At 58.0% G+C, this 20,813-nt stretch carries 27 protein-coding genes and 2 tRNA genes; 10 read left to right on the top strand and 19 right to left on the bottom strand.

Translation table 11 applies throughout. From position 1 onward, the window contains the following. Positions 1–154: 154 nt before the first annotated feature. The 10 genes from DXY37_RS00140 to psbB all read right to left on the bottom strand — a co-directional run bounded on the left by DXY37_RS00140 (position 155) and on the right by psbB (position 8,231). A tRNA-Phe gene (locus DXY37_RS00140) sits at positions 155–227 on the bottom strand. Between the two features lie 25 nt (positions 228–252). After that, entirely contained in the window at positions 253–924 is a 672-nt protein-coding gene (locus DXY37_RS00135) for a ComF family protein (protein ID WP_115124827.1), read from the bottom strand. A 21-nt stretch (positions 925–945) separates the two neighbouring features. Then, positions 946–1,233, bottom strand: a complete 288-nt coding sequence (locus DXY37_RS00130; protein ID WP_115124826.1) for a DUF2470 domain-containing protein — start codon at positions 1,231–1,233, stop codon at positions 946–948. A gap of 147 nt (positions 1,234–1,380) precedes the next feature. Further along, positions 1,381–2,670 (bottom strand): FGGY-family carbohydrate kinase, encoded by a 1,290-nt coding sequence (locus DXY37_RS00125; protein ID WP_115124825.1) that lies wholly within the window; start codon positions 2,668–2,670, stop codon positions 1,381–1,383. A gap of 4 nt (positions 2,671–2,674) precedes the next feature. Further along, complete coding sequence (metK, locus tag DXY37_RS00120; RefSeq protein WP_115124928.1) at positions 2,675–3,901, bottom strand: methionine adenosyltransferase; 1,227 nt, start codon at positions 3,899–3,901, stop codon at positions 2,675–2,677. 40 nt (positions 3,902–3,941) lie between these two features. Continuing rightward, positions 3,942–4,739 carry an HAD family hydrolase gene (locus DXY37_RS00115; protein ID WP_115124824.1) on the bottom strand — a complete coding sequence of 266 codons (798 nt, stop codon included), beginning with the start codon at positions 4,737–4,739 and terminating at the stop codon, positions 3,942–3,944. 13 nt (positions 4,740–4,752) lie between these two features. Beyond that, positions 4,753–5,859 carry a 30S ribosomal protein S1 gene (locus DXY37_RS00110; protein WP_115124823.1) on the bottom strand — a complete coding sequence of 369 codons (1,107 nt, stop codon included), beginning with the start codon at positions 5,857–5,859 and terminating at the stop codon, positions 4,753–4,755. 101 nt (positions 5,860–5,960) lie between these two features. After that, complete coding sequence (gene nrdR, locus DXY37_RS00105) at positions 5,961–6,437, bottom strand: transcriptional regulator NrdR (RefSeq protein ID WP_115124927.1); 477 nt, start codon at positions 6,435–6,437, stop codon at positions 5,961–5,963. Between the two features lie 117 nt (positions 6,438–6,554). Then, a complete protein-coding gene (locus DXY37_RS00100; RefSeq protein WP_006042122.1) occupies positions 6,555–6,650 on the bottom strand; it encodes a photosystem II reaction center protein T in 96 nt (31 codons plus the stop codon). A 21-nt stretch (positions 6,651–6,671) separates the two neighbouring features. Beyond that, positions 6,672–8,231, bottom strand: a complete 1,560-nt coding sequence (gene psbB / locus DXY37_RS00095; protein WP_115124822.1) for a photosystem II chlorophyll-binding protein CP47 — start codon at positions 8,229–8,231, stop codon at positions 6,672–6,674. A gap of 262 nt (positions 8,232–8,493) precedes the next feature. Here psbB and DXY37_RS00090 point away from each other — a divergent pair, with 262 nt between their 5' ends. Both DXY37_RS00090 and psbM read left to right on the top strand, forming a co-directional pair. Continuing rightward, positions 8,494–8,988 (top strand): 2Fe-2S iron-sulfur cluster-binding protein, encoded by a 495-nt coding sequence (locus DXY37_RS00090; protein ID WP_115124926.1) that lies wholly within the window; start codon positions 8,494–8,496, stop codon positions 8,986–8,988. A 58-nt stretch (positions 8,989–9,046) separates the two neighbouring features. Next, positions 9,047–9,151, top strand: coding sequence for a photosystem II reaction center protein PsbM (gene psbM / locus DXY37_RS00085; protein ID WP_006042119.1), 105 nt, complete (start codon positions 9,047–9,049; stop codon positions 9,149–9,151). 30 nt (positions 9,152–9,181) lie between these two features. On the opposite strand, the gene DXY37_RS00080 is transcribed toward psbM, so the two are convergent. Then, a complete protein-coding gene (locus tag DXY37_RS00080; RefSeq protein WP_115124821.1) occupies positions 9,182–10,030 on the bottom strand; it encodes a universal stress protein in 849 nt (282 codons plus the stop codon). 54 nt (positions 10,031–10,084) lie between these two features. On the opposite strand from DXY37_RS00080, the gene DXY37_RS00075 reads away from it, so the two are divergent. The 6 genes from DXY37_RS00075 (at position 10,085) to DXY37_RS13125 (ending at position 13,056) form a co-directional block, all read left to right on the top strand. After that, entirely contained in the window at positions 10,085–10,534 is a 450-nt protein-coding gene (locus tag DXY37_RS00075; protein ID WP_115124820.1) for a thioesterase family protein, read from the top strand. Positions 10,535–10,621: 87 nt separating this feature from the next. Further along, complete coding sequence (locus tag DXY37_RS00070) at positions 10,622–10,963, top strand: hypothetical protein (protein WP_115124819.1); 342 nt, start codon at positions 10,622–10,624, stop codon at positions 10,961–10,963. 6 nt (positions 10,964–10,969) lie between these two features. After that, positions 10,970–11,347, top strand: a complete 378-nt coding sequence (locus DXY37_RS00065) for a hypothetical protein (RefSeq protein WP_115124818.1) — start codon at positions 10,970–10,972, stop codon at positions 11,345–11,347. A gap of 9 nt (positions 11,348–11,356) precedes the next feature. Then, the gene (gene prmC / locus DXY37_RS00060) at positions 11,357–12,250 is read left to right on the top strand and encodes a peptide chain release factor N(5)-glutamine methyltransferase (protein ID WP_115124817.1); all 894 of its coding nucleotides are present in this window, start codon (positions 11,357–11,359) and stop codon (positions 12,248–12,250) included. Between the two features lie 27 nt (positions 12,251–12,277). After that, positions 12,278–12,895 (top strand): L-threonylcarbamoyladenylate synthase, encoded by a 618-nt coding sequence (locus tag DXY37_RS00055; RefSeq protein WP_115124816.1) that lies wholly within the window; start codon positions 12,278–12,280, stop codon positions 12,893–12,895. Continuing rightward, a complete protein-coding gene (locus DXY37_RS13125) occupies positions 12,883–13,056 on the top strand; it encodes a hypothetical protein (RefSeq protein WP_170951729.1) in 174 nt (57 codons plus the stop codon). The genes DXY37_RS00055 and DXY37_RS13125 overlap by 13 nt, the downstream gene beginning before the upstream one ends. A 23-nt stretch (positions 13,057–13,079) precedes the next feature. Here the strand turns inward: DXY37_RS13125 and DXY37_RS00050 are convergent. From DXY37_RS00050 to ctpZ, 7 genes are all read right to left on the bottom strand, one after another. Further along, positions 13,080–13,151, bottom strand: a tRNA-Thr gene (locus DXY37_RS00050). Beyond that, positions 13,142–13,384, bottom strand: coding sequence for a response regulator transcription factor (locus tag DXY37_RS00045; RefSeq protein WP_115124815.1), 243 nt, complete (start codon positions 13,382–13,384; stop codon positions 13,142–13,144). The genes DXY37_RS00050 and DXY37_RS00045 overlap by 10 nt, the downstream gene beginning before the upstream one ends. Before the next feature lie 48 nt (positions 13,385–13,432). Beyond that, a complete protein-coding gene (gene minE, locus DXY37_RS00040) occupies positions 13,433–13,711 on the bottom strand; it encodes a cell division topological specificity factor MinE (protein ID WP_067095546.1) in 279 nt (92 codons plus the stop codon). 5 nt (positions 13,712–13,716) lie between these two features. Beyond that, on the bottom strand, positions 13,717–14,532 hold the full coding sequence (minD, locus tag DXY37_RS00035) for a septum site-determining protein MinD (RefSeq protein WP_067095549.1): 816 nt from the start codon (positions 14,530–14,532) through the stop codon (positions 13,717–13,719). A 62-nt stretch (positions 14,533–14,594) separates the two neighbouring features. Next, positions 14,595–15,275 (bottom strand): septum site-determining protein MinC, encoded by a 681-nt coding sequence (gene minC, locus DXY37_RS00030; protein ID WP_115124814.1) that lies wholly within the window; start codon positions 15,273–15,275, stop codon positions 14,595–14,597. A gap of 26 nt (positions 15,276–15,301) precedes the next feature. Beyond that, positions 15,302–16,549 (bottom strand): HD domain-containing protein, encoded by a 1,248-nt coding sequence (locus DXY37_RS00025; protein WP_115124813.1) that lies wholly within the window; start codon positions 16,547–16,549, stop codon positions 15,302–15,304. Next, on the bottom strand, positions 16,550–17,851 hold the full coding sequence (gene ctpZ, locus DXY37_RS00020; RefSeq protein ID WP_371637745.1) for a carboxyl-terminal processing protease CtpZ: 1,302 nt from the start codon (positions 17,849–17,851) through the stop codon (positions 16,550–16,552). Between the two features lie 66 nt (positions 17,852–17,917). Between ctpZ and petB the strand changes: the two genes are divergently transcribed. Further along, positions 17,918–18,574 carry a cytochrome b6 gene (petB, locus tag DXY37_RS00015; RefSeq protein WP_007100534.1) on the top strand — a complete coding sequence of 219 codons (657 nt, stop codon included), beginning with the start codon at positions 17,918–17,920 and terminating at the stop codon, positions 18,572–18,574. A 75-nt stretch (positions 18,575–18,649) separates the two neighbouring features. Next, complete coding sequence (gene petD, locus DXY37_RS00010; protein ID WP_067095562.1) at positions 18,650–19,132, top strand: cytochrome b6-f complex subunit IV; 483 nt, start codon at positions 18,650–18,652, stop codon at positions 19,130–19,132. Between the two features lie 48 nt (positions 19,133–19,180). Here petD and DXY37_RS00005 read toward each other — a convergent pair whose 3' ends face one another. Beyond that, the gene (locus tag DXY37_RS00005) at positions 19,181–20,689 is read right to left on the bottom strand and encodes a glycoside hydrolase 100 family protein (protein WP_115124812.1); all 1,509 of its coding nucleotides are present in this window, start codon (positions 20,687–20,689) and stop codon (positions 19,181–19,183) included. Positions 20,690–20,813 lie beyond the last annotated feature (124 nt).

Here is a 20,813-nt window from a genome sequence, read left to right as displayed (position 1 = left end):
GGAATCACGGGGTGGCGCGAGAAACCATCCCGTTTTTTTTGTTCGCTTTTGCGCTGATGCAACGCGGATGGCTTTCAGGAGAGTCGGGCACTCAAAAGCACCCAACGGTGCCACTTCAGGAACCATTCGGTGCTCTTTGGGCTCTTAAGAAAGGTGCCAGGACCCAGATTTGAACTGGGGACACGGCGATTTTCAGTCGCCTGCTCTACCAACTGAGCTATCCCGGCGCGTTCTCTACGCGACCTTTGAATCTTAAATCACGGGGTGGAGCTCCCAGGGGGTTCTGGCCAGGCAAAGCACCCCTTGGATGTTGACTTCTGAAGCCTGGAGGGCCTGCTTCGCGGCCAGAACGGTTGCACCTGTTGTCACGATGTCATCGACCAGCCAGACCTGCTGCTGACTGCGCAGGTTCGTCCAGGCATGGCTTGTCCACTGAGTGGAAACCTGGTTCAGCCTGAAGCTGCCGCACTGGTTGCTCACTCTCTGTCGATGGTTCAGCCGGTGCTGACCCACCGTGGGGCGGCAACGCTGCAGCAGCTGAAGTGTTGGTCGTTCCAGGCAGCGGCAGATCAGTTCCGGAAGCGGATTCGACCGGCTCTTTGCCTTCCACCCAGGGATCGGTATCAGCAGACTGCCTTGTGGCAGATTGCACTGAAGACTCGTGCAAATCGCTTGCAGAGAGTCAATCTTCGGATTCCTGCGCAACGACAGAATCAACTGACGCATGGCGCCTCTGTACCAAGAGGCCGCGCGCCAGGGCAGGGGGCTCATGCCCCTCTGCCCTGATTCTGCAAGCCCCAGACGTTGTTGGCAGGTCTGGCAGAGGCCTGATTGATCAGCTTCTGAGCTGGTCTGTCGCTTGCAGATCGCGCAACTGGGTTCGATCAGTAGCTGCTTCAGACAGCTCTTGATGCTGGTCAGCAAGGCAACGATCTGCGATTCACCTCAGGATTCCCCCTGGTCAGCACTGGCAGGCATGGCTCTCAACATGGCCACGAGAGTGCGGTGTGCGTCCTCGCTGTCGGTGAGCATGTGGTCGAAGGGAATGCTGAGGGTTTCGCCATTCACCTCAAGGGTCATGGCTTCTGCGGTCACTCCTGTCATCGAGGCTGCCGTTGCGGATGTCAGGCCTCCGTAGTGGTGGGCGTAGCGGAGCACAGCATCACTGTGGTCGTCATTCATATGACGACAGATGCGTTCGCTGATGGCTGGAGTGAGCGGTTCGGCGGCCATGGGAAAGATTCAGGGATTGATGAACGAAATCAGCTAAAGCGCTGCCAGAGCAGCAGGGCCAGTCGAAAACCGCTGTACCCCACGTATCCGGCCAACACGACGAACAACCCGATGGCGAGCGCGTCACGGAGTTTGTTTGTCAAAGGCTCATGGAAGCTCAGTCGATTCTCTCCCGGAATGGCTGATTTGTTCATGCTGCTGTTGCAGAGCGCTGAGTGCGAGTCGCGCCACCCCTGCAGCAGGAGGGCTGTCACAACTGCGGATCGGAACACCGATCAAGCGTTGCCTCAGGCGCCGCCACTGGGGGTTTCTGGCGCCCCCCCCCAGGGTCACGAGTCGTTGTGGAGCGGGTGCGCCGAGTTCGGTGAGCTTGGTCCAGCCCTGGCATTCAATCCGGCTCAGACCTTCCAAAAGACCATGCAGATAGAGCGCATCACTCACCGGTCGAGGAGTGAGGATTGGCGCAAGATCGGGATCATCCACGGGAAAGCGCTCTCCTTGACCGATCAGGGGCAGCAGCTTCAGTCCACTGTCTTGATCAGGGTCGATCTGTCGGCTCAGTTCGTCGAGGTCGATCCCTGGAAAGCAATCCCGCAGCACTGCACCGCCGCTGTTGGAGGCTCCCCCGGCCAGCCAGCGACCGCCCACTCGGTGGGTGGATGTCCCTGCACCAGCTCGTAAAGGGATGCTGGTGAAGCGTTTGAGCACAAGCGTGCTCCCAAGCACGGTGATGCCTTCATCGTCGGCGGCATCGGCGGTGAGGACTGCCGCATTGGCATCGGTTGTGCCTGCAATCACGAGCATGTGCTCCGATAGCCCCAGCTGTCTGGCTCGGGCAGCGTTCATGATCCCGAGCTTTGAGCCGCTGGGTCGGATCTGCGGCAGTGCCTCACGCCAGGCTTGCCGCTCCAATGCACCAGGCCATCGTTGATCGCTGAGCGACCAGCCCAGGCGAAGGTTGTTGCCTTCTTCTCCAAACCTCCAGTCTTCAAGCAGCCAGCCGCTAATCCAATCAGCCTGGTGACGAAGAATCAGCGGCTGCGAGTGCTGTTCCAGCAGCCTCAGTGCGCGGGCCAAGCTGCCACTGGCGCTTGCCGCCGGCTGGTCTGCTTGCACCAGCTCACGCACCTGATCCAGCTGTTCCGGACAGGCAACGTTGTAAGGCAAAGCCTGTCCTAGGGGGGTGCCATGTGGATCGCAGGCCACCAATGTCCCTGAGGTTCCATCGACAGCCACAGCTCTGAGCTGGCTGCGCAGCTCGTGTGGGATGGCCTTGATCAGCTGGATGCAGCTTTTCAGCCAGTCATCTGGATCAGCCAGGCCTCGCTCGTAGCCGCTGGAATCCGTGTGGAGCAGATCGCGCTGTTGATTGAGAACCGCAACCCGCACTCCACTGGTGCCCAGATCAATTCCGAGCGCCAGTGAATCGTGCATCAACCGATCAGGCGTTGCGTAGTTCTGCCGCCTTGGCGTCAACGTTCTCCCAGGGAGCCTCCAGGTCATTGCGGCCGAAGTGTCCGTAGGCCGCCGTGTCCTGGTAGAAGCGTCCACCACGTTGCTGAGGCAGGTTGCGCAGTCCGAAACTTTCGATGATGGCTCCGGGGCGCAGGTCAAAGTGCTCCTGAACCAGGCCTGTCAGCGCATCGTTGGCCAACTGGCTTGTTCCGAAGGATTCCACCAAAATCGACACCGGCTTGGCAACGCCGATGGCATAGCTCAGCTGTACCTCGGCCCTTTCGGCCAGACCGGCTGCTACAAGGCATTTCGCCACGTAACGAGCTGCATAGGCTGCTGAGCGGTCCACTTTGGTGGGGTCCTTGCCTGAGAAGGCTCCGCCGCCATGACGGGCATACCCCCCGTACGTATCCACGATGATCTTGCGACCGGTGAGCCCGGCATCACCCTGGGGACCGCCGACAACAAACTTTCCGGTCGGGTTGACGAGATATTTGGTCGCTTCGCGACTGGGTTTCAGGGCTAGATCGGCTGTTGCCGGCTCCACGACGTGGGTCCAGAGGTCCTCCGTGATCCGCTCACGGATGCCCTGTTCATCACTCATGCCTCCCACCTCAGCCGTGTGCTGGGTTGAGATCAGGATCGTGTCGATCGCAACCGGCTTGTCATTCTCATAAACCACACTCACCTGCGTTTTGCCGTCAGGCAAGAGGTAATCGAGGGTGCCGTTGTGACGTACTTCCGCCAGCCTTCTTGCCAGCCGGTGGGCCAGGCTGATGGGCAGGGGCATCAGCTCGGGTGTCTCGTTGCATGCATAGCCGAACATGATCCCCTGATCGCCGGCGCCAACCAAATCCAGCGGATCGCCAGCGTGGTCGTCGGCTTCATTCACACCCTGAGCGATGTCGGGCGACTGCTGGTCAAGGGCGACCAAGACAGCACAGCTGTTGGCATCAAAGCCACCGGCGCGAGCCCCGCTGTATCCGATTTCCTTGATCACATTGCGAACAAGGTGGATGAAGTCCACTTGCGCTTTGGATGTCACTTCGCCTGTGATCATGCAAAGGCCAGTGTTCACAACTGTTTCGCAGGCCACACGGCTGGTTGGATCCTGCGCCAGAAGGGCGTCGAGTACGGCATCACTGACCTGATCGCAGATCTTGTCGGGATGCCCCTCCGTCACGGATTCAGAGGTAAAAACGTATCGACTCATGGCCATCTGTCATTGCCGGCGACTTTACGGGGTCGACTCTTTAATGCTTTGACGGTGCGTCTGTTGTTGCGGTCAGTTCGCTCCAGTGACTGATCAGATGTTCATGGGCGGTGAGCGTTGGCTCGCGATGCCATCCGGCCACATAGCCGATGGTCAGTTCGATCCCTGCCTGTCTTGCCATCAACAGATCGGTGTCGGCATCTCCGATCAGGGCGCAGTTCTCCACTCGGAGGTCCAGCTGTGAGCACAGTCCCTTAACAGCTCCAGGGTCTGGTTTGGCTGGGTGGTGATCGGCACTCCAGAGCCCACTGATGCAGTCATTCAGTTGGTGCTGGTGCAGAAAGTTCTCAATGCCCTCTGTGGTGTCATTACTGATCACGGCACAAGTGATTCCAGCAGCGGCCAGCTCTCTGAGAAGCCTTGCTGCATCAGGCAACAAGCCAATCGGGTACCCACCTGGATGCAGCGCCTGTCTGTGGTGATCCACATGATCAAACACCTCCTGAGCCAGGACCAGTGATTGAGGCCAGCTCAGATTCATCTGACAGAACACAGTTGCAGTGCTCAGCAGGTTGTGATGTCGCGACGCGACAGCCAGCGTGCCGTCAGGGATGACCCCGGCACTACAGCGTCCGTAGGTTCGCGCTAGCAGATCGTTCAGCTCCTGAAGCTCGCTAGCTGAGGCACCTCTCGATCTAAAACGGCGCCCTGCTTCATCAAGCCTGGCGTCTGCCAGTTCGATTAAACGCGGCTCGCTATGGGAAAGGGTGCCGTCCTTATCGAACAGCACCCCCTGCACTGAACCGAGCTCGCGGTCCTTGAGTTTGAGATGAGCCATTGGCTCGGCTCCCTCAAATCATCATTGAACCCAGGGGCTCTTCGCCTTCCTCGGCTTGCTCAAGCAACATCTGCTTGTAGCGAGCAGCCATTTCTTCAGCCTTGTCAAAGACCTTCTGCGGATCCGTGAGCATGTCACCAGGCTCCGGTTCAAGCGCTTTGGTGGAGAGTGAGATGCGGCCTCGTTCGGCGTCGAGATCGATGATCATCACTTTCATCTGATCATTCACGTTCAGCACCGAGTGTGGCGTTTCGATGTGCTCGTGACTGATTTCAGAGATGTGCAGCAGACCGCTGACACCGCCGATGTCGATAAAAGCGCCGTAAGGCTTGATGCCGCGAACGGTACCCACGACCACCTCACCCACTTCGAGGCGGTTCATCTTGCGTTCGACCAAAGCGCGCCTGTGACTCAGCACCAGACGATTGCGCTCTTCATCGACCTCAAGGAACTTGAGGGGGAGGAAGTCGGCAACAAGTTCTTCCTTGGGTTTACGGGTGCTGATATGGGATCCGGGGATGAAGCCACGCAGTCCTTCCACCCTCACTAGGGCTCCACCTCTGTTGGTGGCAAACACCTCGGAATAGATGGTGGCGTCTTCCTTCTGCAGCTGGCGGACACGTTCCCAGGCTCGCTGGTATTCGATCCGGCGAATGGAGAGGGAGAGCTGTCCGTCTTCGTTCTCCTCGCTCATGATGAAGAACTCCCGGATTTCTCCGGGTTGCAGCACATCGCTGAGTCCTTCAACGCGATTGATCGACACCTCCTGAAGAGGCATGAATGCAGCGGTTTTGGCTCCGATATCGATCATTGCGCCCTTGGATTCCAGGGCGAAAACTGTGCCGTTGACAATGTCTCCGGGCTTGAAGTTGTAGTCGTACTTACTGAGTAATGCCGCGAATTCATCAAGGGTGAATCCAGCACTGTCCATGTCCCGGCTCGTCGCCCGGCTGCTGGGATCATCAGCCGTGGGGATGTCTTCGGGAATGCCGAGGTCTTCATCGGTACCGAAGTCGGCTTGATCAGCTGACCCTTCAGCCGCGGCTTCGGTTTCGGATGTGACCGCTTCTGCGGCGTCCACTGCAGATTCCTGGGAAGGATCTGTGGGAGTGACAGTCATGGAACGTTGGCGGTCTGCCTCTAGGGCAGAGCGATGGGATCTGAAACAGGCCCGCCGACCTGGATCAGGCAATTGCCGAGTCTACAGATCGACGACCAAGCTCAGATCGCGGCTGTCAGCTCCGCCTTGGTTGCATTGATGCCTTCCAGAGTGGCGACAAAATCACTCACACCGCTGAACTGGCGATAAACGGATGCAAAGCGGATGTAGGCGACTTCGCTGAGACTTTTCAACTTGTCGAGCACAAGTTCACCGATGTCGCTGCTGCAGACTTCACGGCCGCTGCGTTGTTGAAGGCTGAGTTCCAGCTCTTCAACCATGGTTTCAAGGCGTTCTGGAGGAATCCCAGTTTTCTCGCAAGCTCGACTTAAGCCATGAAGCAATTTGCTCCGACTGAAAGTTTCACGATTGCCATTTCGCTTGATCACTGTGATTGGAACGGTTTCAACCCGTTCGTATGTTGTGAAACGAAATTCGCAATTGAGGCACTCCCTGCGCCGACGCACGCTTCTACCTCCGTCGGCGGCTCTTGATTCGAGCACCCGGCTATCGGTGTTCTGGCAGGAGGGGCACTGCACGCCCAAGCAATTACGTAGATGTATGAATTGTAAGGCTCGCGTCCACCCATGACATCTGTGGCGCGAATTCACGTTTTAGACATAAAAAAAGCCCCGCTGAAAGCGGGGCGGAGATGATCACTTGCCGATCTTCGGGGGATCGCGGAATGCGATCGCGAAGAACAGAGTTGCAATCGCGAGAGTGAGGATGAGGATGTAAGCGAAGCTTTCCATCGGTTATCTCCTAAGGACTGATCAGCTGAGCGGTGTGCCTGCAGGGGGAACGTAGCCCTCTGGCAATCGGCGGGTGGAACGGTCTCCCAGTTTTTGGAAGAGTCCAAATTCCACCTGTTCGCCGAGGTCGGGATCAATTCCGGCGAACACATCGCGATACAACGTACGAGCTCCGTGCCAGATGTGGCCGAAGAAGAACAGCAGCGCGAATGTGGCGTGCCCGAAGGTGAACCAGCCGCGAGGTGAGCTGCGGAAGACGCCGTCGGAGTTGTAGGTCTCGCGATCGAATTCGAACGCTTCTCCCAACTGTGCTTTGCGGGCTAATCGCTTCACGTCAGCGGGATCAGTGAAGGTTTGACCGTCGAGTGCACCACCGAAGACTGATGCTGTGACGCCTTGCTGTTCGAAGGAGTACTTGGCTTCAGCGCGACGGAAGGGAATATCTGCCCGGACAATGCCATCGGAGTCTTCAAGAATCACTGGGAAGTTCTCAAAGAAGTTGGGCAGACGGCGAACTTGAAGTTCGCGTCCTTCTTTGTCGGTGAAAGCGATATGCCCAAGCCAGCCGGTAGGTAGGCCATCACCATTGACCATGGGGCCGACGCGGAACAGTCCACCTTTGGCAGGACTGTTGCCGACGTAGTCATAGAAGGCCAGCTTTTCGGGGATTGAAGCGTAAGCCTCTGATTCCGATTGACCTTGATCCATCGCGGTTTGAACGCGCCGGTTGATCTCAGTCTTGAAGTAGCTCTGGTCCCACTGATAACGAGTGGGGCCAAATAGCTCAATCGGAGTGGCAGCAGCTCCGTACCACATGGTCCCTGCAACGATGAACGCAGCAAAGAAAACGGCAGCGATCGCACTCGCCAAAACGGTTTCGATGTTGCCCATCCGTAGAGCCTTGTAAAGGCGCTCCGGCGGACGCGTTGTGATGTGGAAAATTCCGGCAATGATGCCGACGATTCCAGCTGCAATGTGGTGGGCAACGATTCCGCCAGGGTTGAAGGGGTTGAAACCTTCAGGACCCCATGACGGTTGCACCGGCTCTAGGTGACCTGTGATGCCATAAGGATCAGAGATCCACATCCCAGGACCGAAAACACCGGTGAGGTGGAAGGCTCCAAATCCGAAGCAGCCGAGGCCTGCGAGGAGCAGGTGGATGCCAAAGATTTTGGGGAGGTCGAGAGCTGGCTCCCCGGTGCGGGGGTCCTGCCAGATCTCAAGATCCCAAAAAGTCCAGTGCCAGATGGCGGCCAGCATGAGCAGGCCGCTGAACACGATGTGAGCAGCTGCGACACCTTCGAAGCTCCAGAAGCCAGGATCCACACCAGTGGCACCTGTAATGCTCCAGCCACCCCAGCTGTCCGTCACGCCCAGGCGGGCCATGAAGGGCATCACGAACATGCCCTGACGCCACATCGGGTTCAGGACTGGATCGGAGGGGTCGAAGATGGCGAGTTCATAAAGAGCCATCGAGCCGGCCCAGCCGGCGACGAGGGCAGTGTGCATGAGGTGCACGGCCAGAAGGCGGCCTGGGTCGTTAATGACGACGGTGTGCACCCGATACCAGGGCAATCCCATGGGTCAGGTTCGGGGGAACGGAGCTGCCAATGCAGCCAGACCCGGCGATCGTAGGGCGTTCACTTCGATGTACGCGTCAGGCTGTCGTGAGCTGCAACGTGAATTGACGGTTGCCGAGGTGATCGAAATTCTCGATCCCGCCGCTTTCCTGGCATTGCTTGTGTTCGCTGCCATCTCTGGCCGGGGGGTTACAAAACGCAACCTGGGACTCGTAGTGTCTATACCTCGGCGTGTCGCAGCGCCCTTCTCTGCAAGAGGTTCAATGCCTGTCATCCGTTTTGTGCGTGAGGGTCGGGATGTGGAGTGCTTCCCGGGTGAAAACCTGCGCGCTGTGGCCGTCCGTGAAGGGATTCAGCTCTATGGGCTGAAAGGGCAGCTCGGTAACTGTGGTGGCTGCGGACAGTGCAGCACCTGCTTTGTGAAAGTTGAAGGCGAGACTTCGACAGCCGCCATGAGTCCGAGAACTGCGGTGGAGGAGGCCAAGCTCAGACGGAGGCCAGAAGGATGGCGCCTCGCTTGTCAATCTCTGGTTGAGCAGTCGGTCGTGGTGGTGACCAAGCCACAGGCTTCGATGCCTGATCAGGACAAGCGGGTGGCTGCAGCCTTGGCGGCGCCTCTGCCTTCCGGACCCTTGGAATGGCCTGGTGCGTCCGCCGTTGATGAGGACGCTGATGACACGTCAGTCACTGACGAAACCAAGCGGCCTTTGGAAGTCTCTGGTCAAGGTTCGCCTGCAACGCCCGGTGAAGAGCGCTGATCGGTTCGAGTCAAAGCTTTCCGGACGGTGATACGTTCCAGCAGGTTCTTTCACATTCATGGAAACCAACGATCTCGGCTTCGTGGCCAGCCTGCTGTTTGTTCTGGTGCCGACCGTCTTCCTGATCATCCTGTTCATTCAGACCAACAGCCGTGAGGGGTGACTTCCCTCAGGGCTGTTAGCTCCCTATTCATCACCGCTGTTCCGGTTCTCTCACGAGAAGCACTGGGGCAGGGGCATGAACTCGGATGTAATCGCTCACTGAACCTCCCAGCAGTTTGTCGAGGTCAACGAGTCCTCTCGCCACCAGAGGACGACGGTCTTGAGAGGCCAACACGACCAGATCAGCGTTGACCGTCTCGGCTGCCATGCACACCCCTTTGCCGATGTCCGAGTCGGTCACGTGCAAGGGCTTGAGTTCTACCCCCAGCTTGCGAGCTCTCTGGACGGCGCGGTCGAGGTAGGTATCGCTCTTCCTGGCTGCTCCTCGTGATGGTGTGGGGTCTTGGCGCGCCACGTGAACGCCGGTCAGTTGTCCTCCTGGAATCTCGCGCACCATTTCGCAGGCCAGCTTGAGGGCGTCGTCGCCGACTCCCGTGCCATCGATGGTGACCAGAACACGGTTGATATGACGGATATAAAGATCGTCGCGGACTAGCAACATCGGCCGGGTCGACAGTTGAAAGACGTACTGGCTTGCGCTGTTGGCCAGGATCGACCGGAGCCGGCCAAGACCTCGTGATCCCATCACGATCAGGTCCACGTTCAGTTCATCCGCCACGCTGAGAACGGTCTGCTTGGCGTCCCCCTGGCGAATGATTGAATTCACGTCCTGTGGATTGAGTCCCAGTCTCTCCACGGATTCAGCCAGAAGGCTGCCGGCACTTTCCCAGTGCTGTTGCGTTGCTGCCATGGTCTGTTCCGGGACCACATGCAGCAGGTTGATCCTGGCTGCCTGAAAGGCCGGCAGGTCGCGCAGCATGTTGATCATTTCACCGACATGGCCTTTGCCTGAATCGGCGATCAAAAGGTTCTTGAACACGGCGAAGTTTCAGCCTATGCAGCAGCCTATGGCCGATTGGAGTGTCCAGTTCGGATGGTGAATGAGAGCGTTACTAGGCATCCCTGGCGCCTGGTCAAACGAGTGCTGCCACAGCACACAGACCATGGCGGTGTGATGTGGCATGGGGCCTATGTGGGATGGCTTGAGGAGGCTCGGGTGGAGGCGCTATCCGCAACGGGCTATCCCTATGAAGCGATGGCCTCAGTCGGCCTGGAAATGCCCGTTGTTCAGCTTCAGATCCGCTATCGGGAAGCGCTGATGCTTGGGGATGAGGTGGAGCTGATCAGTGTCTCCAGTGCTCCCCAGGGTGTTCGCTGGCCCTGGTCGACTCGATTTATCAAAAATAGTGTCTGCGTGGCTGAAGCTTCTGTGGAGCTTGCCCTGGTGAGCGTGCATCCGGTCCGAAGGGTTTTGCGTCATCCGCCCGAAGCAGTGGCGGAAGCATTTCGCGCTCTCGCTGACGGGCCACAACAAGGGCTTTGATGGTATTTTTGTACTAGCAATAATGGCGTGTCGGAGCGCTCCTGGCGGTGGTTGTGGTTGCAGTGTCTTGGGATTGGGTCAGCCCGAATGCGCCAGCTCTGTTCTGCAGCCGCTGAGGCCCCTCAAGGTTTTCAGGAGCTCTGGAGTTGGCCTCTCTCGAAATTGCACAAGGAGTTCGCATGGCCGGCGTCGGTGCTGTCTTTGCTCAAGGGTTATCGAGCCAGCATCGGCCTGCGACCTTGCATCGAGGTTCCTGTCGATGTTTTGTTGCTTTGTGATCCTGCGTGGCCCGCTGGCTTTGAGAGGTTGGAGCGCCCGCCTTTGTCGATTCAGTGGCGTGGACGTCGACGTCTTTTGTCCTTGCTCGTTGCTGTGACCAAGGCTGTTGTGGTGGTGGAATGTCCAGAAAACAGTGTGGCGCTGCGTTAGGCAGCGATGGCGCGTTCTTTGGGTATTCCCGTCTGGGTTGTTCCAGGCGATGCTCTGCGGGAATCGTCTCAAGGCAGCAATGCGTTGCTGCAGTCGGGGGCGCTGCCGCTGATCAACACGCAGTCTTTGATGGATCAACTTGGGGCAGGCCCTTGTGTGTCTTCTTTTGGGCAAGGTGATGCCTCTGCGTTGAAGTCAAAGAAGCCTCAAACTTCCGACCCTGTGCAAACCCATTTACTGAAGCTGGTGGATGAGGATTCCAGCTTCGACGAGATGGTGCAAGCACTTCAATCCAATCCTGAACGTGTTGCAGCGGAGCTGCTGAAGCTTGAGCTGGAGGGTTTGGTGGTGGCGCAGCCAGGGCTGCGCTGGCGCTCGCTCTAGGTTGATTTCATGGAGTCCGCCTCGTGCTCAGGACAGGAGTTGCTGGCTTGGCGTCGCCGACAGTTGCTGCGTGGCGGGCGGGCTGTTGATCTCGACTGGCTTCTGGCGATGGAGGCCAACCTGAGCTGGGCTGAATTGCAGCGGCTGCGCATCTTGCCTGAGTCAACCGCTTCTCTGGCCAGCACCCTCCAGGACCTGGAGAAGCTCTGGGCCGTGCATCTTCAAAATCATGTTCCGTTGCAACATCTCGTCGGACGTTGTCCGTGGCGCGATCTTGATCTTCAGATCAGCCCAGCCGCACTGATACCCCGTCAGGAGACCGAGCTTCTGATTGATTTTGCGCTTGATTGTCTGCAGGACCCACTAACGGCAGGCTGTGCCTCTGCGGGTCGCTGGGCAGATCTCGGCACAGGCAGTGGAGCCCTGGCCATTGCCCTCGCTCGTGCACTGCCGGGTTGGGACGGACATGCTGTGGATCTCAGCGCTGCTGCTCTCGAGTTGGCACGGATCAACCTCAACGCCTTGACGACGTCTCGGACATGGCAGCTGCATCAAGGGTCTTGGTGGGATCCCCTGGATCGCTGGTGGGGACAGTTTGATCTTGTTGTCGCCAATCCGCCCTATATCCCCTCCGAGGTTGTGGAGGTGCTCGACCCTCTCGTTCGCGACCATGAACCCAGGCAGGCGCTGTGCGGCGGTGAGGATGGTTTGGATTGCTGCAGAGCGATTCTGGAACGGGCTCCTGAGTCGCTCTCTCCAGGCGGATGGCTCCTGCTCGAGCATCATCACGACCAGAGTGATCAGGTGCTTGGCCTGATGAGGTCCGCAGGACTGGTGTTGTCCAGAGCCTGCTCAGATCTCAGCGGTGTGAAGCGTTTTGCCATCGCTAGACGCCCTCTTTGACTCGGATCTTGTTGCTCGCTCGTCCCCATGACCAACGATGAGTCCTCATTGATGTCAGCCAAGGAGTTGGCCCAACATCTCAGCGATGGTGGAGCAGCTCTGCTGCCCACGGATACCTTGCCAGCTCTTGCCGCTGCTCCTGACCATGCGGCTCAGATCTGGACCCTCAAGCAGCGTCCGCAGGACAAACCACTGATCCTGATGGCAGCACAGGCTGATCAGTTACTGGCACTCACCATTGAAGACGCCAGAGTTGATGCTGAAACGCTGGCCCGTCGCTTCTGGCCAGGCGCACTCACTCTGGTGCTTCCTGTCGAGGGGCATCTGACTCAGCGCCTCAACCCTGGTCAAGCAACTCTGGGCATGCGCATTCCAGATTGTGATCTCACCCGAGCCCTGCTGGCGCAGAGCGGTCCACTGGCCACAACCAGTGCCAATGCTTCCGGAGCTCCGCCAACTCAGAGCGCAGAAGAAGCCGCTATTGCTTTTCCCGATCTGCCGTTGCTGGCTCCTTTGCCCTGGCCTGATCCCTCTGGGCTGGCGAGCACCGTGATTGCCTGGACATCACCAGGTTGCTGGCAACTCCTGCGCCAGGGCGCTGTGATGGTTGATGTGATTGAGAGATCTCCCCCATGCTCTGGCTGATCGCGCTTGTGCTGGTGCTCCAGGCCCTCTTTCACTGGACGCTGGAGCCTGCGATCCGATGGTTCACGCCCTTGTTCGAACTTAGGGTGCTGCCTTTGTTGTTGGGCTTGGTAGGAATCTGGTTGCTGGCTGGGCGCACTGACTCAGATCGAGTGCCCTGAACAGTCGGATTTGAGTCCCGAGAAGCCGGCTGACGGATTTGAACCGACGACCTTCGCTTTACAAAAGCGCTGCTCTACCACTGAGCTAAGCCGGCAATGATCGAACTCTACCGGCGCACATCCGCTGATCCGCGCTGACTTGATGCATCCACCAGAGACTGAGCTGCAGTCTTGAACGACAGCCTGTCTTTCTGAGGGAACTGCTGATATGGCTTTCAACCGTTCGCACACTCAGAACCAGTGCTTCAGCGATGGCGTGGTTGCTGCAGCCCTGCAATAAAAGATTGAGCACGCCAATTTCGGCTGGTGTGAGCTGAAAGTTCGTCATGGATCAAGGGAAGTCCTGCTCTTGGGATTCCCCTCAATCGCAGTGCGGTCAATCTTGTGAGCTAGTCGCCATTGAACGTCGGATCGGCAGATTGGCCACGAGTGCTGTGACGCGATCTTCGGTCTCCAGGCTCACATCGCCTTCCTCGAGATCAATGTCCACGTATTTGGCCACGACTTCAAAGATTTCGCGTCGCATCTGATCCAGCGTTTCAGGGCTCAGGTCGCTGCGATCGTGAGCCAGAACCAGTTGCAAGCGTTCGCGCGCGGTGGTTGCACTGGCGGGCTGACGGCGCAGGATTTTGTCGATCAAGTCTTGCAAGGTCATGGCGTTCAGAAAATCTTGGTTTGCATCAGTTGGCGCACCCTGGCGCGAATTCCCCGTCGTCCATCCTTCGCAGGGTCCATCAGAGGGATGTCCTCTCCTTGAAGGCGACGGGCGATGTTCCCGTAAGCCTTGGCAGCAGGAGAAGCACTCCCATTAAGTGTCAGAGGCTCACCTCGGTTGGTGCTGACAATCACCTGTTCATCTTCAAGAACCAGGCCAAGCAGCGGTAGAGCCAGGATGTCGGTAACGTCATCGACCGCCAACATCTCCTGATTGGCCATCATTTTTGGCCTGACTCGATTCAGCACGAGCTGAACTGGTGAAACCCCATGGGTGTTGAGCAATCCGATCACGCGATCCGCGTCTCTGACTGCAGACACTTCCGGGGTCGTGATCACGATCGCTTCCTTCGCTGCTGCCACGGCATTCTTGAAGCCGTCTTCGATGCCTGCGGGGCAATCGATCAGCACATAGTCGAAACGTTCCGACAGCATTCCAGCAATGGTCTGCATGTCTTCAGGTTTCAACCACTCGAGCATGCGTGGATTCCCCGCAGGCAGCAGTGCCAGGTTCGGCTCCTGTTTGTGCTTCACCAAGGCCTGATCAAGGCGGCAGGTTTCTGCCAGCACTTCCTGAGCTGTGAACACGATTCGATTCTCGAGTCCAAGCAACAGATCGAGATTTCTGAGGCCGAAGTCCGCATCGAGAACCACGGTGCGAGCCCCTTGCCCGGCTAGAGCAATGCCGAGATTGGCAGTGAGGGTGGTCTTGCCGACGCCGCCCTTTCCCGAGCAGATCAGGATCGTTCGCGAATTGGTCACGGGGTCCCGTTTTGATCGCGCCACCTTAATGGCATTAATTCATCTCGTCCGCCTGAAATCGATCAGATTTGCTGAGGCAAAAAGGGCGGACTGGCTGGCTCGATGGAGATGGCATCATCGAGAATGCAAGCCTGCTCGGCCAGACCAGGCTGGGGCCGATCCTCAGGACCTCGGGCCACAAGCTCCGCGATCCGCAGCTGAAGTGGCCTCAGTTGCAACGCCACGATCTTGGCGTTGCTGTTGCCCTTGCTGCCTGCGTGAGCCCGGCCTCGTAGGCGTCCCCAGACATAGACATCCCCCTCGGCGGACGCTGACCCCCCTGGATTCACGTCACCCACGATCAGCAAGTGACCCTGGGTTTCGATGTGATCACCGGACCGCAAGGTTCCCCGATGAACTGTGAGGTCAACCATGGTTTTGGTCGCGTTCGGCTGATCATCCCTGGCTTCACGTGTGGGAATGACATTGCTGGCCTCGCGAACAGACAAACCCAGTGCCGCTGCGCTGATCAACGTGTCGCGGCAGCGCGTGATCAGCAGCTGAACGCCGTGGCCAGCCTCATCTAAAGCATGCAGCAGCTCGTCTAAATCGCGACAGCTCAGGCTCCAGTCTCCGATGTCTAGATCCAGATCACCTGGAGGGAGAGATGGCAGCTGTGCCGGAAGCCATTGCTGCCAGGACACGGACCGGAACGCCGGCAGCCTGAGGGAGTAAGGAACCTGAGGTGTTGGTTCAGCGGTCATGGCCGGAGATTAGTGCGATCATCCGCCTAGCGAATGCTGGCCATGGCCACATGGAGTTCGGTTGTGATCTCTCCCGGGTGAATTAACCAGGCAGATGCCGCGGGAATCGCGAGGCTGTTGACCAGTGGCGAGCACTGCTCGAGCGCCTGAAGGCTTTGACCATCCCAAAGGCGTAATCCACCTCGATAGGGGTGATATCCCCGGATTTGCTGGTGTCGAAGTCCGCAACACATTTCAGGGTCGAGGCCTGCTGCAGCCGAATAAGTCTGCGCTTTAGCCAGCAGTTCCAACTGTGTTGATGCGTCCATCTGGCTGACATCGAGAGCTTTAAACAGTCGGCGGTTGAGGAATCGATCGCAGAGATCGGCAAGCGGCTCCGGTGCCTCCTCTCTCCATCGCTGAAAGTGATAACCGGTGCGCAGGTCGTCGTTGGCGAGATAACTGTGGAGGTCAAGCTCCTGGGTCTGCCACAGCCAAGCCTGCATGGTTTGGTCAGCCCAGATGCGACTAGGTCCCAGCAGTCGTGCTTGGCGGATCAACTGATCTAGCAACCAATTGCAAACCACATTGAGGCGGTGGTTGTAGACGCTGCGGTACATCAGGCTGCGGACCACCAGGTAATGCTCCACCGCCATCAGCCCTTTCGGATGAATGGCTAATTCACCATCTGGCGCAAGGGTGATCGCACCAAGGATGCGATCAAGATCCAGCTGGCCATATCGGGCCCCTGTGCTGTAACTGTCGCGCAAGAGGTAATCCAGACGATCGCAGTCAAGCTGGCTGCTCACCAGAGCCTTGATGACGCCCCGTTCTGCACGACCATGTTCGAGAAGATCGGCTACCGAGGCAGCCGTCCCTGTTGAAAACTGTTCGAGGGGGGCCTGAATGTCGGGATGTTCGCGGATCACACGCGCTGACCACTGTTCGTGGTGCGTGCCAAACATCTCCTCGCCTGAATGGCTGAGAGGAGCATGGCCAAGGTCATGAAGCAGGGCGGCGGCGTAAAGCACTCCCTTTTGTTTGTCCAGAGAGGGATCGAGCTCAATCAGGCGGTCCATCGCTCGGCGGGCGATGGCAAAGACACCCAGTGAGTGAGTGAATCGGCTGGATTCCGCCCCGTGAAACGTGAGGAATGCTGGGCCGAGCTGGCGGATACGCCTCAGTCGTTGAAAAGGAGCCGAGTCCACCAGCGCGAGCACCATGGCTTCGGCGGGTTGATCGGCGTCCAGGCTGATGCCGTGATGAAGTGGGTCGTGATAGGTGCGGGAGCCCATTCAGCTCGTTGGCTCCGCTTCAACGTCATCCGTGATCGGCATGGGATCTGGACTGGCCTGACTTGCTTCCTGATCAATCATCGACTGGAGGACGAGTTCGGCGTCGCTGAGCCAGCGATCGCCTTCTCCGCCGGGATTCAGTGGTTCCGGTCCGTCCAGGATTCTGTCTGGAGTGATGCCTTCGCCCTGAATGTCTCTCCCGCTGGGGGTGACATAGCCCGCCACCGTCACGGCGAGTCCACTGCCATCACTGAGGTTGGTCAGAGTCTGAATCAGGCCTTTGCCGAAGGTGTTGCTGCCAAGTAGCAGCGATCGTTCATCGTCCTGAAGTGCGCCCGCAAGGATTTCGCTGGCGCTTGCCGTCCCTTCATTGACCAACGTCACCATCGGTCCGCTGTAAAGCACTTCAGCTCCTGCCTGGATCGGATCGGCGATGCCGCTGCGATTTCGGGTCTCCACGATCGGCTGCTGATCCAGAAATGCATCGGCCACCGCAAGCCCAGCGCTGACCAGCCCCCCTGAGTTGTTGCGTAGATCAAGCACCAGCCCCTCAACGCTCTTGTCGGAGAGCTCGTCAATGGCTGCGCGAACCTGTTCGGGCACGCCTTCGCTGAACTGTGTGATCCGGATGTAACCGAGCGTGTGGGTGTCACTGCGCAGCCGCCTTGTCCGCACCGGCCGCAGATCGATGTTGCGTCGTTCCAAAGTGATTTCCTGCTGCTCGCCTTGCGGTGGCAGCAGGGTGAGCACCACCTGGGTTCCTACTGCTCCCCGGAGGCGTGCCGCGATCGTTTCGAGGCCGAGCATCTCGACAGCCTCTCCATTCACGGCCAAGACTTCAGTTCCACTGACGATGCCGGCTTCAGCTGCGGGGGACCCTTCCAGTGGAGCAATCACCACGGTTGCATTGCTGTCTTGGCGATGACCGAGCTGCAGGCCAACGCCGCTGAGGTTCCCCTCGTTACTGGCCTTCATCACCTCGTAGTCCGCAGGTCTCAGCAGGCGGGTGTAGGGGTCATTGAGCGGCAGCAGCATCGCCTCGATGGCGCTGTAAGCCTCTTCGCTGTTTTCAATGGTGTTTTCAAGAGCCTTCTGGCGAAGGCGTTTCCAGCGGATCCGATCGAACTGGTCAGGGTCCAGATAACCCTGGTTCACAAGACGCCAGCTTTCCACCACCAGTTGCTGAGCATCGTTGAGCGCCAGGGCCTGCGGGCTGGCAATCAGAACGATGAGAATGGCACTCGCCAAACCAAAAGCTAGACGTCGCAGACGATCTGGCCATCCGTTAACAGTCGGCAACATTGGCTTCATCCCTGCCCGCAACTGGAACGACATCGGTAGACTCTCGCAATCCAAGCCCACCTCTGCATGGCGAACTCCTCACCTGTCTACGACTGGTTCCAGGAACGTCTTGAAATTCAGGACATTGCTGATGACATCAGCAGCAAGTACGTGCCTCCACACGTCAACATTTTTTACTGCCTCGGTGGAATCACACTTGTGTGTTTCCTGATTCAGTTCGCGACAGGCTTCGCGATGACCTTCTACTACAAGCCCACGGTCGCTGAGGCTTACACATCCGTTCAGTACCTGATGACGGATGTGAGTTTTGGATGGTTGATCCGTTCGGTTCATCGCTGGAGTGCCTCGATGATGGTGCTGATGCTGATTCTCCACGTGTTCCGGGTCTATCTCACTGGCGGTTTCAAGCGCCCCCGTGAACTCACCTGGGTCACCGGCGTCACGATGGCTGTGATCACTGTCTCCTTTGGCGTGACGGGCTATTCCCTTCCTTGGGATCAGGTCGGCTACTGGGCTGTGAAGATCGTTTCAGGTGTTCCTGCTGCCATCCCAGTGGTTGGTGACTTCATGGTTGAACTGCTCCGAGGCGGTGAAAGTGTTGGACAGTCCACACTCACTCGCTTCTACAGCCTTCACACCTTTGTGATGCCATGGCTTCTGGCGGTGTTCATGCTGATGCACTTCCTGATGATCCGGAAGCAAGGTATTTCTGGTCCCTTGTGATCCGTTTCAGTCTCTGAGCGCTCTGTCGTTCAGCCCCCCTGGTCTGCTTAAGCTTCAAACAACACCCCCTGATCCATGCACATCCTCAAGAAGCCGGATCTGAACGATCCCAAAATGCGCGCAAAGCTCGCTAAGGGCATGGGCCACAACTATTACGGCGAACCTGCCTGGCCGAACGACCTCCTCTATATCTTCCCGGTCGTGATCTTGGGCACCATTGCCTGCATCGTCGGACTCGCCGTCCTGGATCCCGCCATGCTTGGCGACAAGGCCGACCCCTTCGCAACTCCTCTGGAAATCCTTCCTGAGTGGTACTTGTATCCCGTTTTCCAGATCCTGAGGGTTGTTCCCAACAAGCTTCTGGGAATCGCTCTTCAGACCCTTGTTCCTCTCGGTTTGATGTTGGTTCCGTTTATCGAGAGCTTCAACAAGTTCCAGAACCCTTTCCGCCGCCCTGTCGCGATGGCTGTGTTCCTGTTCGGTACAGCCACCACCATCTACCTCGGTATCGGTGCAGCAATGCCCATCGATAAATCTCTGACCCTGGGACTCTTCTGATTTTCCCTGAGATGGATCTCATTGGCCCAGCCCTATGGCTGGGCTTTTTTAATGGTGATCCCAGTCGTGATCATTGTCTTCAGGAAACTCATCCGCAGGGTCAGGAACAGCTCCTTCATCGAGATCCAGAAGCATCACGTCATCTGGATTGACGCGCAGGAAGTGGTGGAGCAGCAGAAAACCAACAATCGTCCAGGTCTGGTAGGTCCTCGACTGTTGGCCCACCCAGGTCCCTGTTGGGCCATCGAAGTATTCAGCCCACTGTTGCCTTGGTAACTGGTTGAGATGACTCCAATAGCACTCCTCCAGCAGTGCTTTCATCTGCCCCATCAGCAGGACATCGGCATGGGGATGGCGGCGCTCGTGCAGAAGGATGGAGCCACCGAAGAACCACAACAGGCTCGGCCAGTGCCCACCGTTGTGATAGCTCCAGGGCCAGTTCTTCGGATCCGACCCGGTCTTGTTCTGCCACTCAAGGCTTTCCATCGGAGGGTGGCAGATGCGCATGGGCATCTCGGCCATCAGGTGGTCGCGGTTGTGCAGCGTCAAGCGGAACAGTGCACGTTGTTGTGGGGCCGTCAGCAGTCCGAACAGGCAGCCGAGTGAATTTCCGAGGCTGTAGAAGCGGAAGTCAGGTCGTCCTGTGCGCATGTTGCCGATCAGGTAGCCCCCACGGTTTTCCAGCCAGTCCTGCAGCCAGTCAGGAATGACTTGAGGCTGAACATTGAATTCGTTTTGGTGCTGGTTGTCTCCGTACTGTTCGGTCGGTCTGCGACGCAGCACCTGCATGGTTTTGCTGGTGACCCAGTAGTGCTTGAGCAGAAACTGGCGAAGGTCGTGAACCCACTGCCTGGTTAGCACCAGTCGTTGATCCAGCAGCCTGCTGTTGTGGTGCTTTCGTCCCAGCTCCATGAGCTGAGTGCAGCAACGCAGAGATCCGTACAGCAACACCTCCACTTCCAGTGGTGCTCCCCAGACGTCCATCGGACGGTCAATCATGAAAGCGCAGTCCGGCACGAACAGCACCGGAGTTCCTTCAAAGGTGGGATGCAACACAAGGTCCAGCAGCAGCTGAACTCCGCGCTGAACAGCCTGACTCGAGGCGAATTCTTCGTCTCCACTGGACTTCACGTACATCCAGCACAGAACCGGCCACCAGAGGCTTGCGTCGACTGAGGTGATCCGACCGATAGAGCGTTGGCCATAGTCCGCAATCAGATGTCCTTCCTCTTCCACGAAGCTGGTGGGAAAGACTCCTCGTGTCTGGTAGGTGGTGCTCTGCAGGTCAAGGCAGATGGTCAGGAACTGACGGACAATGTCGAATCGTTTCTGCGTTAGCAGGTAGACCATCACGGGAACGTTGTCCCTCAGGAAGATCTCGCCGTAGTTGAGAGCTTCGTCGTGACGGGGATGTTCCAGGGCGGCGACGCTGCCAGCCAAATGTCCACGCAGGGGAATCAGCGTTCGCTCGAAGTGCTCGCGGGCCTTCTGGACCACCTGGTCTTCCTTTGAGCTCGGTCGGACACGCTGGTTCTGCTGGCTGAAGCGTCCTGCCATGATCCGTTGCGTGTAGCCAAAACGTAGTGCTGGCTTTCGATTGCGGCAGTGGAAGCAAGTCTTGAGATGCGATCAGTTGCGTTAGGGGATGTTTGTGAGTTATGTTTTTGGACTGCGCGGCAGG

The organism is Synechococcus sp. GEYO, assembly GCF_900473955.1.
Taxonomy (GTDB): Bacteria; Cyanobacteriota; Cyanobacteriia; order PCC-6307; family Cyanobiaceae; genus Synechococcus_C.
The sequence above is the reverse complement of the archived record's forward strand: the minus strand, read 5'-3'. Positions and strand labels throughout refer to the sequence as shown.